Consider the following 16,661-nt stretch of genomic DNA (forward strand, 5'->3'; position numbering starts at 1 on the left):
TGACGAACTATTCGTCAACGAACAATGCGCGGATATGCTCTCGGCATGGCCGTCAAGGACAGCGCCGACCTGCACGTGGAGCGGTGGCGCGACCACTGGATCGACATCCCGTTCGACGACGAGGTGGAGGCCGCCATCTTCCGGGTCCAGCGCCTCAACCGGTACCTCGACCGCACGACGAAGCGCGCGGTGGCCGACACCGGGCTGCAGGACTTCGAGTACGTGACCCTGCACCGGCTGATGATCCGGGACACCCCCGGCCGCGCCTCTCCGACCGAGCTGGCCCAGGACCTCGGCGTCTCCCCCGCCGGCATGAGCGGGCGGCTCACCGGGCTGGAGAAGCGGGGCTACCTCAAGCGGATCCCGGGCACGACCGACCGGCGCACCGTCGACATCGAGGTCACCCGGCTCGGCGCCGACGTGTGGCGCGCGGCGATGGGTCGGCGGGGGGACGCCGAGGAGCGGCTCGCCGGTGCCCTCACCCGCAAGGAGCTCGGCACGCTCAACCGGCTGCTGAGGAAGATGGTGCTGCAGGCGGAGAGCGAGGAGTAGCCCTCAGCGGGCCCGCTGCACCCGGCCCTCGTCCCAGACCGGGCCGTCGGACTCGTAGACCGACCCGTCGGCGCCGTACACCAGGAACCGGTCGAACCCTCGCGCGAACCAGCGGTCGTGCGTCACCGCGAGCACCGTGCCCTCGAACGCCTCCAGGCCGTCCTCGAGCGCCTCGGCCGACTCGACGTCGAGGTTGTCGGTCGGCTCGTCGAGCAGCAGCAACGTGGCTCCGCTGAGCTCCAGCAGCAGGATCTGGAAGCGCGCCTGCTGCCCGCCGGACAGCGACTCGAAGCGCTGCTCGGCGGCATGCGCGAGCTCGTAGCGGTCCAGGGCCCGGGACGCGGGCTCGCGCGGCATGCCGTCGCGGTGCTCGTCGCCACGGTGCAGGATCTCCAGCAGGGTGCGGCCGACCAGTTCCGGGTGCTCGTGGGTCTGCACGAACCAGCCGGGACGCACCCTCGCGCCGAGCCGGGCCCTGCCGGTGTGGTCGACCGGCTTGACGGCCACGTCGCCGACCGGCCGGTGCTCCACGTCGGGGTCGCTCCCCCCGCCGGCCAGCAGCCGGAGGAAGTGTGACTTGCCCGAGCCGTTGGAGCCGAGCACGGCCACCCGCTCGCCGTACCAGACCTCGAGGTCGAACGGCTTCATCAGCCCGGTCAGCTCGAGCCGCTCGCAGACGACGGCGCGCTTGCCGGTGCGGCCGCCCCTGAGTCGCATCTTCACCTGCTGCTCGCGGGGCTGCGCCGTCGGCGGCCCGGCCTCCTCGAACTTGCGCAGCCGGGTCTGCGCGGCCTGGTAGCGCGAGGCCATGTCGGAGTTGTAGGCGGCCTTCTGCTTGTACATCAGCATCTGGGCGCGCAGTTTGGCGTGCTGCTCGTCCCAGCGCCGGCGGAGCTCCTCGAACCGGTCGAACCGCGCCCGCCGGGCCTCGTGGTACGACGCGAACCCGCCCGGGTGCGTCCACGCGGTGTTGCCGGCGGCTCCGAGCTCGACGGTCACCACCCGGGTGGCGGTGTTGTCGAGCAGCTCCCGGTCGTGGCTGATGTAGAGGATCGTCTTCTGGGACTCGTTGATGCGCTCCTCGAGCCAGACCTTGCCGGGCACGTCGAGGAAGTTGTCCGGCTCGTCGAGCAGCAGCACCTCGTCCGGCCCGCGGAGCAGGAACTCGAGCACCAGGCGCTTCTGCTCGCCCCCCGACAGCGTGGTGAGCTCGCGGTACTTGGCGCGCTCGAACGGTAGGCCGAGCGCGGCCGTCGTGCAGACGTCCCACACGACCTCCACGTCGTAGCCGCCGGCATCGGCCCACTCCGCCAGCGCGGCGGCGTACCGCAGCTGGGTCTTCTCGTCGTCAGTCTCCATCAGCGCCAGCTCGCAGGTCTCGACGGCTTCCGCGGCCTGCCGCACGCGGGGCGGCGACACCGACAGCAGCAGGTCCGCGACGGTCGCCGAGTCCCGACCGGCGACCCCCTGGGCCACCATCTGCCGCATCACGCCGAGCCCGCCGGACCGGGTGATCGCGCCGGCGTGCGGGTCCAGGTCTCCGGTGATGATGCGCAGCAGCGTGGTCTTGCCCGCGCCGTTGGCGCCGACGAGCGCCACCTTGGCGCCCTCGCCCACCCGGAACGACACGTCGTCGAGCAGCACCCGCCCGTCCGGCAGCTCGTAGCGCACCCCAGCGACGTCGACGTGTCCCACGCGCCCAGTGTCCCTGACGCCGACCGCTCGTCGCACCCGGATTACCGCCCGTCCCACGGCACCGCCCCGGGCAGGCTTCACGGCCCGCGAGGGTGGGTATCGTCCCGGGCGCTCGGTTTCTCGGGACCCAGGGAGGTCAGTGATGTCCAGCCAGACCCAAGCGTCGACCCAGGCCACCGCGCCGAAGTGGCGCCTGATCGGACCCGGCCTGGTGGTCGCGGCGACCGGCGTCGGGGCCGCCGACCTCGTCGCCACGCTCGTGGCCGGCAGCGAGTACGGCTACGCGCTGCTCTGGTGCGCGATCGTCGGCTGTCTCATGAAGATCGTGCTGGTGGAGGGCGCAGGGCGCTACAGCCTGGCCACCGGCCGGACGATCTTCGAGGGCTGGTCGAGCCTCGGCATCTGGACGACCTGGTACTTCGGGCCCTACATCGTGATCTGGGGCTTCGTGTACGGCGCCGCCGCGATGGCGGGCACCGGCCTCGCGCTCTACGCGCTGATGCCGTTCCTCGGCGTGAAGGCGTGGGGGATCATCTCCGGCCTGGTCGGCCTCGCGCTGGTGTGGAGCGGACGCTACGGGCTCTTCGAGAAGGTCCTGAGCCTGATGGTGCTGCTGATGTTCGTCTCGATGGTCGGGGCGGCGCTGCTGACGCTGCCGAACCTGGCGGACGTCGCGGCCGGCCTGGTCCCGGTCGTCCCCGAGGGCGGCCTCCTCTACACGCTCAGCCTCGCCGGCGGCGTCGGCGGCACGATCACGCTGGCGGCGTACGGCTACTGGCTGCGGGAGAAGGGCTGGGACACGCCGCGGTTCATGCGCGTGATGCGCATCGACAACTCGGTGGCGTACGCCGTCACCGGCCTGTTCGTCGTGGCCACCCTGATCGTCGGGGCCGAGCTGCTCTACTCGGCGCAGATCGCGGTGGCGACCGGCGACGAGGGCATGCTCGACCTGTCGAACGTGCTCGAGGACCGCTACGGGTCCGCCGCCGGCACGGTCTTCCTGGTGGGCTTCTGGGCGGCCGCGATGTCGTCGCTGGTCGGCGTCTGGAACGGCGTCAGCCTGATGTTCGCCGACTTCGTCGGACACGTGCGCGGCCACGACGCCGACCACCCCGACTCGCGCGCCGGCGGGAAGTACTACAAGGCCTACATCCTCTGGCTCACGCTGCCGCCGATCGCACTGATCTTCATGGGCGAGCCGGTCTTCCTGATCCTGGCGTACGGCGTGCTCGGCGCCCTGTTCATGCCGTTCCTCGCGATCACGCTGCTGTGGCTGCTCAACACCGACCGCACGCCCGAGGAGTGGCGCAACAAGCTGCACTCCAACATCGCCCTGTTCCTCTGCGCCGCTGCCTTCCTCGCGCTCGCCGTGAACCAGGTCTACGAGGCAATCACCGGCATCTAGCGCGAGGAGTCAGTTCTTCAGCCTCGTGGCCGGCGTGGCGCTGCACAGTTGACCCCTCGGCGCTGCCCGCCGCCCTCGCGCGGGTCAGGCGGAGTCGGAGACCGCCCCGGCTGCCGCCGAACGCCCGGCCTCGAGCCGTGCGACCGGCACGCGGAACGGCGAGCAGGACACGTAGTCGAGCCCGACCTCGTCGAAGAAGTGGATCGAGTCCGGGTCGCCCCCGTGCTCGCCGCAGACACCGAGGTGCAGGTCCGGCCGCGCCGCGCGGCCGGCCTCCACCGCCGTACGCACCAGCTTGCCGACGCCGTCGACGTCGAGCGACTCGAACGGCGAGACCCCGAAGATCCCCTTGTCCAGGTAGGTGCTGAAGAACGACGCCTCCACGTCGTCGCGCGAGAAGCCCCAGGTCATCTGGGTCAGGTCGTTGGTGCCGAAGGAGAAGAACTCGGCGTGCTCGGCGATGTCGCCGGCGGCCATCACCGCGCGGGGCAGCTCGATCATGGTACCGACCTTGAACTTCAGCTTCACGCCGGTCTCGTCCTCGACCTCGCTCGCCACCCGGACGATGTCGACCTTGACGAGCTCCAGCTCCTGCACCGTGGCGACCAGCGGGATCATGATCTCCGGCTGCGGGTCCCGGCCCTCGCGGATCAGCGCCGAGGCGGCCTCGAGGATCGCGCGCGCCTGCATGGCGAACAGGCCCGGGATCACGATGCCCAGCCGCACGCCACGCAGACCGAGCATCGGGTTGGCCTCGTGCAGCCGCTTGACCGCCCCGAGCAGCTTGTGATGCTTGCTGTCGCGGTTGCCGCGCTCGTCCTCCAGCGCCACCTGCACGGACAGGTCGGTGTAGTCGGGGAGGAACTCGTGCAGCGGCGGGTCGATCAGCCGGATCGTCACCGGCAGCCCGTCCATCGCCTCGAGGATGCCGTGGAAGTCGTCGCGCTGCATCGGCAGCAGCGCCGACAGCGCGGCCTCCTGCTCCTCGGTCGACTCCGCGACGATCAGGTCCTCCACGAGAGACTTCCGGTCGCCGAGGAACATGTGCTCCGTGCGGCACAGCCCGATGCCCTCGGCGCCGAAGCGGCGCGCACGGGCGGCGTCCTCGGGCGTGTCCGCGTTGGCGCGTACGCCGAGCCGTCGGCGCCCGTCCGCGTGATCCATGAGCCGCGCCACGGCGCCGACCAGCTCGTCGCCCTCGGCTGCCTCGTCGCCCTCGAAGTGCCGCACCACGAACGAGTCGACCACGGGGACCTCGCCGGCGAACACCTCGCCGGTCGTGCCGTCGATGGAGATCACGTCGCCTTCCGCGATCACCGACCCGTCCGCGGTGGTCATGCGCTTCGCCTTCACGTCCACGTCGAGTGAGTCCGCGCCGCACACGCAGGTGCGGCCCATGCCGCGCGCGACGACCGCCGCGTGAGACGTCTTGCCGCCGCGGCTGGTGAGGATGCCGCGGGCCGCGACCATGCCACGCAGGTCGTCGGGGTTGGTCTCGCGACGCACCAGGATCACGCCCTCACCCCGGTCGCTCCACTCCACGGCGGTGTTGGAGTCGAAGACCGCCTTGCCCACCGCGGCCCCCGGCGAGGCGTTCATCCCCTGCGCGACCTTCACCCGCTCCGCCTCGGTGTCGAAGCGCGGGAACATCAGCTGCGCGAGCTGGCTGCCGGTCACCCGGCGTACCGCCTCGTCGGCATCGATGAGGTCCTGGTCCACGAGCTGGCACGCGATCCGGAACGCCGCCTCCGCGGTCCGCTTGCCCACCCGGGTCTGCAGCATCCAGAGCTTGCCGTGCTCGACGGTGAACTCGATGTCGCAGAGGTCCTTGTAGTGCTCCTCGAGCGTCTGCATGGTCCGGAGCAGCTCGTCGTAGGCGGCCTTGTCGATGCGCTCGAGGTCGGCCAGCGGCACCGTGTTGCGAATGCCGGCGACCACGTCCTCGCCCTGCGCGTTCTGCAGGTAGTCGCCGTAGATGCCCTGCGAGCCCGACGCCGGGTCGCGGGTGAACGCGACCCCCGTGCCGGAGTCCTCGCCGCCGTTGCCGAACACCATCGAGCAGATGTTGACCGCGGTGCCCAGGTCGGCGGGGATCCGCTCCTGCCGGCGGTAGAGCACCGCCCGGTCGGTGTTCCACGAGTCGAACACCGCACGCGTCGCCATGTCGAGCTGCTCGCGCGGCTCCTGCGGGAAGTCCCGGCCGGTGTGCTCGCGGATCGCGGTCTTGTACGTCGTGACCAGCTCGCGCAGGTCGTCGACGGTCAGGTCGACGTCGTTCTTGACCCCCCGTTCCTCCTTGAGCCCGTCGAGCGCCTCGTGGAAGACGTGGGGCTCGATGCCGAGCACCGTGGAGCCGAACATCTGCAGCAGCCGCCGGTAGGAGTCGTAGGCGAACCGCTCGTCCCCGCCCGCCTTCGCCGCGAGGCCCTGCACGCTGCGGTCGTTGAGCCCCACGTTGAGAACGGTCTCCATCATCCCCGGCATCGAGAACTTCGCGCCGGACCGCACGGAGACCAGCAGCGGGTCGTCGGCGTCCCCGAGCCGCTTGCCCATCTTGTCCTCGAGCCGGGCCAAGTGGGCGCTCACCTCGTCGTCGAGACCGTCCGGCATCCCGCCGGTCTCGAGATAGGCCCGGCAGGCCTCGGTGCTGATCGTGAACCCGGGTGGCACGGGCAGGCCGAGGTTCGTCATCTCGGCCAGGTTCGCGCCCTTGCCCCCTAGCAGGTCCTTCTGGTCCTTGCTGCCCTCGGTGAAGTCGTAGACGTACGTCATTCCCCGACTATGTCGATACGACAGAATCCTGTCCATGGACCACCGGCCCCTTTCGGCGCTCGAGCCGCATCTGGACCACCTGCGGTCGGCGCCGCGAGACGTCGGCGTGCTGGCCCTCGTCGTACGCCGTCCGGGCCCGCGGAAGCGCGAGGTGGTGACCGCGGGCGAGCTGCACCCCGACCACGGCCTGGTGGGCGACGACTGGGCCGCGCGGGGCCGGCGCAGGGGGAAGATGACCGCGTCGTACGTCGCCCGATCGATCACCGTGATGGGGCACCGGATGGTGTCCCTGCTGGCGGACACCGACGAGGACCGCGCCTGGGCCGGTGACCAGCTCTACGTCGACCTGGACCTCTCCGTCACGAACCTGCCGCCCGGCTCGCGCCTGGCGGTCGGCGAGTCGGCGGTGGTGGAGGTGACGAAGTACCCGCACACCGGTTGCGCGAAGTTCGTCGAACGCTACGGCGAGGAGGCCACCCGGTTCGTCAACACCGACGAGGGCCGAGCCCTGCGGCTGCGCGGCATGAACGGACGGGTCGTCACGCCCGGCACGGTCCGTCCGGGCGACCCGGTGCGGGTGCTGTCCCGCGGCGAACCCCCGATATCGGTATCCCTCCCGTGACGGTGGGACCACGGTGGGACTACCGATATCGGTGGTGGGTCAGTCCTCGGTGACGCCCGCCCACAGGTTGATCCCGCAGTCGACGGCGTTCTGGTCGATGGCGGCGAGCTCCTCGTCGGTCAGCGGGGGGCCGTTCAGGGCGTCGAGGTTGGTGTCGAGCTGCTGCACCGACGAGGCGCCGATCACGGTGGAGGTGACGCGGCGGTCGCGCAGCGCCCACTGCAGGGCGAGCTGCGCCAGCTTCTGGCCGCGTTCCTGCGCGATCTCGTTCAGCCGGCGGACGTGCCGCAGCGTGGCGTCGTCGAGGTGGTCCTCGGGCAGCGTGCTGTCGGTGCGCGCCGCCCGCGAGTCGGCCGGGACGCCGTCGAGGTAGCGGTCGGTCAGCAGGCCCTGCGCGAGCGCGGTGAACACGATCACGCCCATCCCCTGCTCCTCGCACTCGTCGAGCAGCCCCTTCTCGATCCAGCGGTTGAGCATGGAGTACGACGGCTGATGGATCAGCAGCGGCGTCCCGAGATCGCGGGCGATCGACGCGGCCTCGCGGGTCTTCGACGGGCTGTACGACGAGATGCCGGCGTACAGCGCCTTGCCGGTCCGCACCGCGTGGTCGAGCGCCATCATCGTCTCGGCGACCGGCGTCTCGGGGTCGAAGCGGTGGCTGTAGAAGATGTCGACGTAGTCGAGGCCCATCCGCTTCAGCGACTGGTCCAGCGAGGCGAGGACGTACTTCCGGGAGCCGCCGCCCTGGCCGTAGGGTCCCGGCCACATGTCCCATCCGGCCTTCGTGGAGATGACGAGCTCGTCGCGGTACGGCGCGAGGTCCTCGGCGAGGTACTTCCCGAAGTTGATCTCCGCCTGGCCGTACGGCGGACCGTAGTTGTTCGCGAGGTCGAAGTGGGTCACGCCGCGGTCGAACGCCCGACGGATCACCGCCCGCTGTGTCTCCTCGGGCCGGTCATCACCGAAGTTCTGCCACAGGCCGAGCGAGATCGCGGGCAGCTTGAGCCCGCTGTGTCCGGTGAACCGGTACTCCATCGAGTCGTAGCGGTCGGCCGCAGCCTCGTAGGTCGTCATGAGACCCATCCTGCCGTGTGCGGACGGTGCACGGGACCCCGCGGGTCAGGGCCGCAGCGCCAGGCTCTCCCGCACCGAGAGCTGCGCGAAGGCGACCAGCTGCGCGGCCAGCTCCTCGTCGGGCAGCACCCCGATCCGCTCGCCGGTCGCGCGGTAGGACAGCGCCTCCGCGGCCAGGATCCGCCACTCCTCGCCGAACGCGTCCACGACGTGCCGGCCGGCGCCGTCCTTCGAGGTGAGCCGGTCGGTGGCGAGCAGGTGGTGCAGCCGGGTGACGCCGAGCACGAACCACGTCACGATCTCCGGCTTCGACGCCTCCGCGGGGAACTGCGCGATCGCGTCCGCCTGCTTCTGCCAGTACGACGAGAGGTTGCCGTGCGAGTACTCCCGCAGCACTCGCAGGTCGGTCCAGATCTCCACGTCGTCCAGTCGTGCTCCCCTGACCGTCTCGCCGTGCCAGGCCAGCTCGTGCCAGGTCACCGGGTTCACGTCGAGCCGACCCTGCGTCTCGAAGGTCCCGCCCAGCGTGCACGGGACGTCGGGACAGGAGGCGGTCGGGCGAGCGAGGTCCGTCCACGTGCAGTAGAAGCCGTCGTACGCCGGGCGTGGGAACGTCTCCGCGACCCGGTCGTGCACGTCACGCAGCAGCCGCACGGTGGCCGAGTCGGGCCGGTGGGACGTCACCGCCACGAAGTCGACGTCGCTGCGTCCGGCGTACCACTCGCCGAAGCCGAGCGACCCGTGCAGGTAGAGCCCCTCGACCAGCCCCGGGGCGGCCTCGTCGACCATCGAGAGGTAGGTGTCGCAGACCTGCCGCACCTCGGGGGGTGGCCAGAGGGAGCCGGCGCTCGACCTGCGCTCTCGAGGATGCATGACCCCATCCTGCCGGGCCGTGCCTACGCTTGACCGGTGGGCAGCACCGGACCGGTCGGCGCCGTCGTGGCGCTGCTCCTCGCCGCCTGCTCGCCGGAGCCTGCCCAGCGCCCGGAGGCCGGGACCGAAGCCGCCGGCCGGGCGACGACCACACCCGCGTCGCGCTCCCCCACCACCCAGCCGGAGTCCGCCGCCCCCGACCCGCGAACGACCGTGCCCGCCGCGCCCCGAGTGCGCGAGCCGCGGCGCTCGTTCCTGACGATCCCCGCGCTCGGGATCCGGTCGTTCCCGGTGGTGCGCTACCGGGGGACGCCCGACGACGGTCCCGGCACGGTCATCCAGAACTCCGGTCCGATGGCGTCCCCGCGCGGACCGGGCGGCGGCGTCGGACCGGGCGTGGTCGGCAACTTCATCGTCACCGGGCACCGCACATCGCACACCGCACCGTTCGCGGAGCTCCCGTTCCTCCAGGCCGGGGACCGCGTGCTGGTCCGCTCCGGCATGAGCGTTCTGGTGTACGAGATCACCGGCACCCGGGAGACGTCCTTCCGGTCCGCGGCGTCCAAGGCCCGCCAGGTGGCGCCCGTCCCGGGCCGGCCGGGCGCGCGGGCGACGAAGGCGATGATCACGCTGTCGACCTGCGCGACCCCCGAGGACCATGCGGCCGGCAACTTCTGGTTCGACCGCTTCGGCAACCCCGAGCACCGGATCGACAAGATCGGCGTGCTGGTGGAGCGACGCCCGGCCGCCTGACCGATCAGGTCGCCCGGCGGGTCTCCAGCACCCGGAACCCCTTCGCGCTGGCCAGCCTCCGAGTCGGATAGTCCTGCGAGGCCAGCCAGCGCTGCAACGAGTCGGCACCGAGGTTCTTGCCCACCACCATCACCGCCCGACCACCCGGCCGCAGCCGCGGCAGCCAGGTGAGCAGCAGCTCGTGCAGTGCGGCCTTGCCGACCCGGATCGGCGGGTTCGACCAGATCTCGTCGAACCGTACGTCGCCAGGCACGCCCGATGGCGTGCTGGCGGTGTACCGACCGCCGACGCCGAGCGCCGCGGCGTTCTCCTCGGCGAGCAGCACCGCTCGCTCGTTCACGTCGACGCCCCACACCCGGGCGCTCGGGAGGGCCCGGGCGAGGGCGAGCCCGATCACGCCGTACCCGCAGCCGAGGTCCAGGAATGTCCCGCCGTCGACCGGCGGCTCGGTCTCGCGGAACAGGACCGCCGTCCCCACGTCGAGCCGTCCCTGCGCGAACACCCCGGAGCCGGACACCAGCTCGAGCTCCTGCCCCCACACGTCCGCCCGGACCGGGGTCCGCCTGAACGCGACCGCCGGGTCCGCGGAGAAGTAGTGGTCGTCACTCCCGGTCATGGCAGCGTCCTGACCACTCTGGCGGCCTCGGCCTGCGTCGCGAGGTCGGCGTCGGCCGGGTAGGCGACCTCCTCAAGGGTGAGCCCGTGCGCGTGCATGACCGTCACGCCGGGGTCTCGCTGGGCCGCCCGCAGCAGCTCTCCGGCCCACTCCGGCGTACGACGTCCCTCACCGACCGCGACCAGGCAGCCGACGAGCGCGCGCACCATGCTGTGGCAGAACGCGTCCGCCCGCACCGTCGCCACGGCCAGGCCGGAGGCGTCCCGGTCCCAGCGCAGCTCGAGCAACGTGCGGATCGTGGTCGCACCTTCCCTTCTGCGGCAGAACGCCGCGAAGTCGTGCTCGCCGACGAGCAGGTCCGCAGCGTCGTTCATCGCGTCGAGGTCGAGGGGCCGCGGCCAGGCGAGCACGGCGTTGCGCACCAGCGGGTCGACCAGCTCGGGCGCATCGGCGATCCGGTAGGCGTAGCGCCGCCACAACGCCGAGAACCGCGCGTCGAAGGCGTCGGGCGCCTGCGCCGCGCGGTGCACGCGTACGTCGGCCGGGAGCACCCCGTTGAGCCGGCGCACGAGCGCGTCCGGGGCCGGTGCGTCGCTGCGACCCGCGGCCCCGGCGAGCACGTCGGGGTGCAGGTCGAGGTGGACGACCTGACCGCGGGCATGGACGCCCGTGTCGGTGCGTCCGGCACAGGTGACCGGGACGGTGTCGATCCGCAGCACCGTCGCGAGCGCCTTCTCGAGCTCCCCCTGCACGGTCCGCAGGGACGGCTGCGCGGCCCAGCCGTGGAAGTCGGTGCCGTCGTAGGCCAGGTCGAGTCGGAGCCGCACGGGCTCATCCTTCCAAACGCCCTACGATCGCCGCGTGGACCTCCGCATCGACCCCGCCTCCACGGTGCCGCCGTACGAGCAGCTGCGCACCCAGGTGGCCAGGCAGGCCACCGACGGCAGCCTCCCCGCGGGCACCCGCCTCCCCCCGGTGCGGCAGCTCGCGGCCCATCTCGGTCTGGCCGCCAACACCGTCGCCCGCGCCTACAAGGAGCTCGAGGCCGACGGTGTCGTGGTGACCGAGGGCCGCCGCGGCACCTTCGTCCGGTCCGCCGCGCTGGACCGTCCGCCGCCGGACGTGGGATCGGCCGTCTCGGCGCTCGCGCATGCTGCTCGCCGGCGGGGACTGACCCTGGCGGAGACGCAGCGGCTCGTGGAGGCCGCCTGGTCCGGTCGCGACTAGCGCTGGGACGCCGGCCAATTACCACGGGACCGTGGTGAACGTCCGCTTCCCGGGGCGAATTGTCATGGGGAGGCGGGCAATTACCACGGGACCGTGGTAATCGGCCACCGGCGCACCGGCGCGACACGACCCGGCGCCGCCGGGATGTCGAAGGCCCGCCATCCCGGTGGGATGGCGGGCCTCGCGGTCTGCCCCGGAGGGCGTCAGGTCACTCGGACTTGGTGTCCTCGTTCTCCTCGGCGGGAGCCTCGTCTGCTGCGGTGTCGTCAGCCGACTCGGGCGCCTCGGACTCGGTCGCGTCGGACTCGGGCGCCTCGGACTCGGTCGCCTCGGCCGCGGGGGCCTCGGTCTCCTCGACCGGCGTGGCGGCGGGGGTCTGCTTGGCGGCCGGAGTGGACTTCGCCTTCGGCGTGTAGTCCTCGGTCACCAGCTCGATGACGGCCATGGGCGCGTTGTCGCCCTTGCGCGGACCGATCTTGGTGATCCGGGTGTAGCCGCCGGGGCGCTCCGCGTAGCGCGGCGCGATGTCCTCGAACAGCGAGTGCACGACGCCCTTGTCCTTGATCGTGGACAGGACCTGGCGACGGTTGTGCAGGTCGCCCTTCTTGGCCTTGGTGATCAGCTTCTCGGCGACCGGGCGCAGCACCCGGGCCTTGGCCTCGGTGGTGGTGATCCGACCGTGCTCAAACAGCGCCGTGGCCAGGTTCGAGAGGATCAGCCGCTGGTGGGCCGGGCTGCCGCCGAGGCGGGCGCCCTTCTTGGGGGTAGGCATCGTCTGCTTCTCATTTCTCCCGGGCCGTACCAGGTACCCGGATAGATGTTTCCCACGGTCGGGCCCGACGCGGGATCAGTCGCGGCGGGCCCGGCCACGGATGTCAGTACTGCTCGTCCTCGACGAAGCTGTCGTCGTCGTCGTCGTACGCCGCCAGGGCCGCCTGCGGGTCGAAGCCCGGAGCCGAGTCCTTCAGCGACAGACCCATCTCGACCAGCTTGGCCTTCACCTCGTCGATGGACTTGGCGCCGAAGTTGCGGATGTCGAGCAGGTCCTGCTCGGAGCGGCTGATGAGCTCACCCACGGTGTGGATGCCCTCGCGCTTGAGGCAGTTGTAGGAGCGGACGGTGAGGTTGAGCTCCTCCACCGGCAGGGCCAGGTCCGCGGCGAGCTGCTCGTCCACCGGCGACGGGCCGATGTCGATGCCCTCGGCCTCGACGTTCAGCTCGCGGGCCAGCCCGAAGAGCTCGACGAGGGTCTTGCCCGCCGAGGCGATCGCGTCGCGGGGACGGATCGACGGCTTGGTCTCGACGTCGATCACCAGCTTGTCGAAGTCCGTGCGCTGCTCGACACGGGTGGCCTCGACCTTGTAGGTGACCTTGAGGACCGGGCTGTAGATGGAGTCGACCGGCATCCGGCCGATCTCGTTGTCGCCGCCCTTGTTCTGCACCGACGAGACGTAGCCGCGGCCGCGCTCGACGACGAGCTCCATCTCGAGCTTGCCCTTGTCGTTCAGGGTGGCGATCTTGACGTCGGGGTTGTGCACCTCGACACCGGCCGGGGGCGCGATGTCGGCGGCGGTGACGTCACCGGGGCCCTGCTTGCGCAGGTACATGGTCACGGGCTCGTCGTGCTCGGAGGAGACGACCAGGTCCTTGAGGTTCAAGATGACCTCGGTGACGTCCTCCTTGACCCCCTCGATGGTGGAGAACTCGTGGAGCACACTGTCGACCTTGATGCTGGTGACGGAGGCGCCGGGGATGGACGACAGGAGGGTGCGACGCAGGGAGTTGCCGAGCGTGTAGCCGAAGCCGGGCTCCAGCGGTTCGATCACGAACCGCGAGCGGAACTCGTCGACGACCTCTTCCGACAGGGTCGGGCGCTGAGCGATAAGCACTTCTAGATTTCCTTTCCGAGCCCACCCGCTATTTGACGGACTCGAACGCAGTGAAAAGGAAGGGTGGTGTGGCGGGGAGGCGACCCGAAGCGTGGGACCTCCCCGTCACGGTGTTACTTCTTCGAGTAGAACTCGACGATGAGCTGCTCCTGGACCGGGATGTCGATCTGCTGACGGACCGGGAGCTGGTGGATCAGGATCCGCATCCGGTTCGGCAGTGCCTCCATCCAGGCCGGGACGATCCGCTCGCCGTGGGTCTCACGAGCGACGATGAACGGGGTCATCTCGAGGGACTTCTCGCGAACGTCGATCACGTCGTGCTGGGTCACCTGGAAGGACGGGATGTCGACCTTCTTGCCGTTGACCAGGAAGTGACCGTGTACGACGAGCTGACGGGCGTGGCGGCGCGTGCGGGCGAAGCCGGCGCGGTAGACCACGTTGTCGAGGCGGCACTCGAGCAGCTGCAGCAGGTTGTCACCGGTCTTGCCGGGACGACGGCTGGCCTCCGCGTAGTAGCGGTGGAACTGCTTCTCGAGCACGCCGTAGGTGAAGCGGGCCTTCTGCTTCTCCTGGAGCTGCGAGCGGTACTCGCTCTCCTTGACGCGGGCGCGGCCGTGCTGGCCGGGCGGGTACGGACGGCGCTCGTAAGCGGCGTCACCACCGACGAGGTCGACACCGAGACGGCGCGACTTCTTGGTCATGGGGCCGGTGTAACGGGCCATTTCTCAAGTCTCCTGTTCTACGCAGTCGGGGTCAGACGCGGCGGCGCTTGGGCGGGCGGCATCCGTTGTGGGGCGTGGGCGTGACGTCCTGGATGGTGCCGACCTCGAGGCCGATCGCACCCAGCGAACGGATCGCCGTCTCGCGGCCCGAACCCGGGCCCTTCACGAAGACGTCGATCTTCTTCATGCCGTGCTCCATCGCCCGGCGACCGGCGGCCTCGGCGGCCATCTGCGCGGCGAACGGGGTGGACTTGCGCGAGCCCTTGAAGCCGACGGTGCCGGCAGAGGCCCACGAGATCACCGCACCGGTCGGGTCGGTGATCGTGACGATGGTGTTGTTGAACGTGCTCTTGATGTGGGCTTCGCCCTGAGCGACGTTCTTCTTCTCCTTGCGGCGCACCTTCTTGGCGCCGGAAGCCTGACGGCTCTTGGGAGGCATGTGCAGTACTCCTGAGATTGCTGGAAGCTAGATGGTCGAGTCGACTCGGTGGTCGCGCCCTTCGGGACCTGTCGGTCCGGTCAGGCTGCGATCACTTGGCCTTCTTCTTGCCGGCGACGGTGCGCTTGGGACCCTTGCGGGTGCGCGCGTTGGTCTTGGTGCGCTGACCGCGGACGGGCAGGCCCTGACGGTGCCTGCGGCCCTGGTAGCTGCCGATCTCGATCTTGCGACGGATGTCGGCCTGGACCTCGCGACGGAGGTCACCCTCGATCTTGAAGTTGGCTTCGATCTCGTCACGGAGCTTGACCAGCTCCTCGTCACCCAGCTGGTGGACGCGCAGGTCCGGGCTGACCCCCGTGGAGGCCAGGAGCTGCTGGGCGCGGGTACGGCCGATGCCGTAGATGTAGGTGAGTGCGACCTCGATGCGCTTGTCGCGCGGGAGGTCCACACCAACGAGGCGTGCCATGTAAGGCGGTGTCCCTTCGGTTCGTTGGAGGTGTCTGTTCGTGCCGCGTCCTGCGTCCCGTACAGCCCGCCTCGGCTGTACCGACCTCAGGCCCCGGCCTCCAGTCCGGGGGTCACGCCCTCCTGCACGTCGTACGACGGCGGGGTGGCGAGCGGTCACGATTGGTGGGCCCGTGGGATCCGGGCCCTGCTGTGTTCAGTTGTGGTCACCAGCGGTGCTGGTGCGCCCGGAGGGGTGAGCCTCGGACGGCGCCGGGGCTCAGCCCTGGCGCTGCTTGTGGCGAGGGTTCTCGCAGATCACCATGACGCGGCCGTGGCGACGGATCACCTTGCACTTGTCACAGATCTTCTTGACGCTCGGGTTGACCTTCATGTTCGAAGCTCTTCCATGTGAATGACCGGACACCCGCAGGGCGGGGCAGGTCATGTGGACGGCTGGCAGCCCGATCTCTCGGGGTGTTACTTGTACCGGTAGACGATCCGTCCCCGGGTGAGGTCGTACGGCGAGAGCTCGACGACGACTCGGTCCTCGGGGAGGATACGGATGTAGTGCTGACGCATCTTGCCGCTGATGTGGGCGAGGACCTTGTGCCCGTTGCTCAGCTCGACCCGGAACATAGCGTTCGGGAGAGCTTCGACAACCGTGCCCTCGATCTCGATCACGCCTTCTTTCTTCGGCATGTCCTCCGCAATCTGTTGATGACTGGTCTACCGTGGCCCGCGAACCTCCCGGCCGCTCCTGGGAGCGGCGGGTGGACCTCGTCGGACCCGCCCGGACACCCCATCCCGGACACGACACTCCCGCTCTCACGAGCAGGCGCAAGACGTGCTGGGCAGCCGCAGGGCACCACGAAACAGGCCCACGTTGGGCCGACGTACAAGTCTAGGCCAAGAAGGCCCTGGAACGGTAATCGGCGGGGTCCGTCCGGTCGCCGCCGCGGCGCCGTGGCTCAGCGGCCGCCGAACGGGACGCCGAGCTCGGCGAGCTTCGCCTCTCCCCCGTCGAGGGCGGTGAGGATCCACGCGCCCTGCGGGGTCAGCGTGAACGAGTGCTCGAAGTGCGCGGCGAGCGAGCCGTCGTCGGTCTTGACCGTCCAGTCGTCGCCCAGCAGGTAGGTGGCCTGGTCGCCGAGCACCACCATCGGCTCGACCGCGAGCGCGAGGCCCTCGACCAGCTTGGGGCCCTTGCCCGGCCGGCCGAAGTTCGGCACGTTCGGCGGCTGGTGCATGGCCGAGCCGATGCCGTGGCCCACGTAGTCCTCGACGATGCCGTAGTCGCCCTGGCTGCGGACGTAGGACTCGACAGCGTGCGAGATGTCGGTGACCCGGCCGCCGAGCGACGCGGCGGCGAACCCCCGCCACATCGCCTCCTCGGTGACCCGGATCAGGTCGAGCGCGTCGTCGCCGACAGGGCCGACCGCGACGGTGATGGCGGCGTCGCCGTGCCAGCCGTCGACGATCGCGCCGCAGTCGATGGACACGATGTCGCCCTCGGCGATCACCCGGTCACCGGGGATGCCGTGCACCACCTCGTCGTTGACCGAGGCGCAGATGCTC

Annotated in this window: 19 protein-coding genes; 5 read left to right on the forward strand and 14 right to left on the reverse strand. The window is 70.5% G+C overall.

Annotated elements, in window-relative coordinates; genetic code table 11:
• Nucleotides 1-45: 45 nt before the first annotated feature.
• The gene (locus tag VFH10_RS05445) at nucleotides 46-552 is read left to right on the forward strand and encodes a MarR family winged helix-turn-helix transcriptional regulator (protein WP_325126724.1); all 507 of its coding nucleotides are present in this window, start codon (nucleotides 46-48) and stop codon (nucleotides 550-552) included.
• 3 nt (nucleotides 553-555) lie between these two features.
• Here VFH10_RS05445 and VFH10_RS05450 read toward each other — a convergent pair whose 3' ends face one another.
• Entirely contained in the window at nucleotides 556-2,247 is a 1,692-nt protein-coding gene (locus tag VFH10_RS05450) for an ABC-F family ATP-binding cassette domain-containing protein (RefSeq protein WP_325126726.1), read from the reverse strand.
• A 142-nt stretch (nucleotides 2,248-2,389) separates the two neighbouring features.
• Between VFH10_RS05450 and VFH10_RS05455 the strand changes: the two genes are divergently transcribed.
• Nucleotides 2,390-3,652: an Nramp family divalent metal transporter gene (locus VFH10_RS05455; RefSeq protein ID WP_325126728.1), complete on the forward strand. Its 1,263-nt coding sequence runs from the start codon at nucleotides 2,390-2,392 to the stop codon at nucleotides 3,650-3,652.
• Between the two features lie 84 nt (nucleotides 3,653-3,736).
• Here the strand turns inward: VFH10_RS05455 and ppdK are convergent, their stop codons facing one another.
• Nucleotides 3,737-6,424 carry a pyruvate, phosphate dikinase gene (gene ppdK, locus VFH10_RS05460; RefSeq protein WP_325126730.1) on the reverse strand — a complete coding sequence of 896 codons (2,688 nt, stop codon included), beginning with the start codon at nucleotides 6,422-6,424 and terminating at the stop codon, nucleotides 3,737-3,739.
• A 34-nt stretch (nucleotides 6,425-6,458) separates the two neighbouring features.
• Between ppdK and VFH10_RS05465 the strand changes: the two genes are divergently transcribed.
• Nucleotides 6,459-7,046, forward strand: a complete 588-nt coding sequence (locus VFH10_RS05465; RefSeq protein ID WP_325126732.1) for an MOSC domain-containing protein — start codon at nucleotides 6,459-6,461, stop codon at nucleotides 7,044-7,046.
• 39 nt (nucleotides 7,047-7,085) lie between these two features.
• Here VFH10_RS05465 and mgrA read toward each other — a convergent pair whose 3' ends face one another.
• Nucleotides 7,086-8,120, reverse strand: a complete 1,035-nt coding sequence (gene mgrA / locus VFH10_RS05470) for an L-glyceraldehyde 3-phosphate reductase (protein WP_325126734.1) — start codon at nucleotides 8,118-8,120, stop codon at nucleotides 7,086-7,088.
• A gap of 45 nt (nucleotides 8,121-8,165) precedes the next feature.
• The gene (locus VFH10_RS05475; RefSeq protein WP_325126735.1) at nucleotides 8,166-8,993 is read right to left on the reverse strand and encodes a hypothetical protein; all 828 of its coding nucleotides are present in this window, start codon (nucleotides 8,991-8,993) and stop codon (nucleotides 8,166-8,168) included.
• Nucleotides 8,994-9,029: 36 nt separating this feature from the next.
• Here VFH10_RS05475 and VFH10_RS05480 point away from each other — a divergent pair, with 36 nt between their 5' ends.
• Nucleotides 9,030-9,746 (forward strand): class E sortase, encoded by a 717-nt coding sequence (locus VFH10_RS05480; RefSeq protein ID WP_325126737.1) that lies wholly within the window; start codon nucleotides 9,030-9,032, stop codon nucleotides 9,744-9,746.
• A 4-nt stretch (nucleotides 9,747-9,750) separates the two neighbouring features.
• Here VFH10_RS05480 and VFH10_RS05485 read toward each other — a convergent pair whose 3' ends face one another.
• Both VFH10_RS05485 and truA read right to left on the reverse strand, forming a co-directional pair.
• The gene (locus tag VFH10_RS05485; protein ID WP_325126739.1) at nucleotides 9,751-10,362 is read right to left on the reverse strand and encodes a class I SAM-dependent methyltransferase; all 612 of its coding nucleotides are present in this window, start codon (nucleotides 10,360-10,362) and stop codon (nucleotides 9,751-9,753) included.
• On the reverse strand, nucleotides 10,359-11,189 hold the full coding sequence (gene truA, locus VFH10_RS05490; RefSeq protein ID WP_325126740.1) for a tRNA pseudouridine(38-40) synthase TruA: 831 nt from the start codon (nucleotides 11,187-11,189) through the stop codon (nucleotides 10,359-10,361). The genes VFH10_RS05485 and truA overlap by 4 nt, the downstream gene beginning before the upstream one ends.
• A gap of 34 nt (nucleotides 11,190-11,223) precedes the next feature.
• Between truA and VFH10_RS05495 the strand changes: the two genes are divergently transcribed.
• The gene (locus VFH10_RS05495; RefSeq protein WP_325126742.1) at nucleotides 11,224-11,589 is read left to right on the forward strand and encodes a GntR family transcriptional regulator; all 366 of its coding nucleotides are present in this window, start codon (nucleotides 11,224-11,226) and stop codon (nucleotides 11,587-11,589) included.
• Between the two features lie 208 nt (nucleotides 11,590-11,797).
• On the opposite strand, the gene rplQ is transcribed toward VFH10_RS05495, so the two are convergent.
• The 8 genes from rplQ to map all read right to left on the reverse strand — a co-directional run.
• A complete protein-coding gene (gene rplQ, locus VFH10_RS05500; protein ID WP_325126743.1) occupies nucleotides 11,798-12,361 on the reverse strand; it encodes a 50S ribosomal protein L17 in 564 nt (187 codons plus the stop codon).
• Between the two features lie 103 nt (nucleotides 12,362-12,464).
• Nucleotides 12,465-13,478: a DNA-directed RNA polymerase subunit alpha gene (locus tag VFH10_RS05505; RefSeq protein WP_325126744.1), complete on the reverse strand. Its 1,014-nt coding sequence runs from the start codon at nucleotides 13,476-13,478 to the stop codon at nucleotides 12,465-12,467.
• Nucleotides 13,479-13,591: 113 nt separating this feature from the next.
• Nucleotides 13,592-14,200, reverse strand: a complete 609-nt coding sequence (rpsD, locus tag VFH10_RS05510; RefSeq protein ID WP_325126746.1) for a 30S ribosomal protein S4 — start codon at nucleotides 14,198-14,200, stop codon at nucleotides 13,592-13,594.
• Between the two features lie 31 nt (nucleotides 14,201-14,231).
• Nucleotides 14,232-14,639: a 30S ribosomal protein S11 gene (rpsK, locus tag VFH10_RS05515; protein ID WP_129985013.1), complete on the reverse strand. Its 408-nt coding sequence runs from the start codon at nucleotides 14,637-14,639 to the stop codon at nucleotides 14,232-14,234.
• A 91-nt stretch (nucleotides 14,640-14,730) separates the two neighbouring features.
• A complete protein-coding gene (gene rpsM, locus VFH10_RS05520; protein WP_221024412.1) occupies nucleotides 14,731-15,105 on the reverse strand; it encodes a 30S ribosomal protein S13 in 375 nt (124 codons plus the stop codon).
• Between the two features lie 258 nt (nucleotides 15,106-15,363).
• Nucleotides 15,364-15,477, reverse strand: a complete 114-nt coding sequence (rpmJ, locus tag VFH10_RS05525) for a 50S ribosomal protein L36 (protein ID WP_008361054.1) — start codon at nucleotides 15,475-15,477, stop codon at nucleotides 15,364-15,366.
• An 86-nt stretch (nucleotides 15,478-15,563) separates the two neighbouring features.
• Complete coding sequence (infA, locus tag VFH10_RS05530; protein WP_011757309.1) at nucleotides 15,564-15,785, reverse strand: translation initiation factor IF-1; 222 nt, start codon at nucleotides 15,783-15,785, stop codon at nucleotides 15,564-15,566.
• Between the two features lie 269 nt (nucleotides 15,786-16,054).
• Nucleotides 16,055-16,661, reverse strand: a 607-nt coding sequence (map, locus tag VFH10_RS05535) for a type I methionyl aminopeptidase (RefSeq protein WP_325126761.1), incomplete at its 5' end; no start/stop codon positions are given.

It is taken from the genome of Nocardioides sp., assembly GCF_035697785.1.
Taxonomy (GTDB): Bacteria; Actinomycetota; Actinomycetes; order Propionibacteriales; family Nocardioidaceae; genus Nocardioides_B.

Excerpts from the sequence above, each read along its gene's own strand:
- VFH10_RS05445 (WP_325126724.1), top strand. The coding sequence starts at position 46 with ATGGCCGTCAAGGACAGCGCCGACCTGCACGTGGAGCGGTGGCGCGAC.
- VFH10_RS05455 (WP_325126728.1), top strand. The coding sequence starts at position 2,390 with ATGTCCAGCCAGACCCAAGCGTCGACCCAGGCCACCGCGCCGAAGTGG.
- ppdK (WP_325126730.1), bottom strand. The coding sequence starts at position 6,424 with ATGACGTACGTCTACGACTTCACCGAGGGCAGCAAGGACCAGAAGGAC.
- VFH10_RS05465 (WP_325126732.1), top strand. The coding sequence starts at position 6,459 with ATGGACCACCGGCCCCTTTCGGCGCTCGAGCCGCATCTGGACCACCTG.
- mgrA (WP_325126734.1), bottom strand. The coding sequence starts at position 8,120 with ATGACGACCTACGAGGCTGCGGCCGACCGCTACGACTCGATGGAGTAC.
- VFH10_RS05475 (WP_325126735.1), bottom strand. The coding sequence starts at position 8,993 with ATGCATCCTCGAGAGCGCAGGTCGAGCGCCGGCTCCCTCTGGCCACCC.
- VFH10_RS05485 (WP_325126739.1), bottom strand. The coding sequence starts at position 10,362 with ATGACCGGGAGTGACGACCACTACTTCTCCGCGGACCCGGCGGTCGCG.
- rplQ (WP_325126743.1), bottom strand. The coding sequence starts at position 12,361 with ATGCCTACCCCCAAGAAGGGCGCCCGCCTCGGCGGCAGCCCGGCCCAC.
- rpsD (WP_325126746.1), bottom strand. The coding sequence starts at position 14,200 with ATGGCCCGTTACACCGGCCCCATGACCAAGAAGTCGCGCCGTCTCGGT.
- rpsK (WP_129985013.1), bottom strand. The coding sequence starts at position 14,639 with ATGCCTCCCAAGAGCCGTCAGGCTTCCGGCGCCAAGAAGGTGCGCCGC.
- rpsM (WP_221024412.1), bottom strand. The coding sequence starts at position 15,105 with ATGGCACGCCTCGTTGGTGTGGACCTCCCGCGCGACAAGCGCATCGAG.
- rpmJ (WP_008361054.1), bottom strand. The coding sequence starts at position 15,477 with ATGAAGGTCAACCCGAGCGTCAAGAAGATCTGTGACAAGTGCAAGGTG.
- infA (WP_011757309.1), bottom strand. The coding sequence starts at position 15,785 with ATGCCGAAGAAAGAAGGCGTGATCGAGATCGAGGGCACGGTTGTCGAA.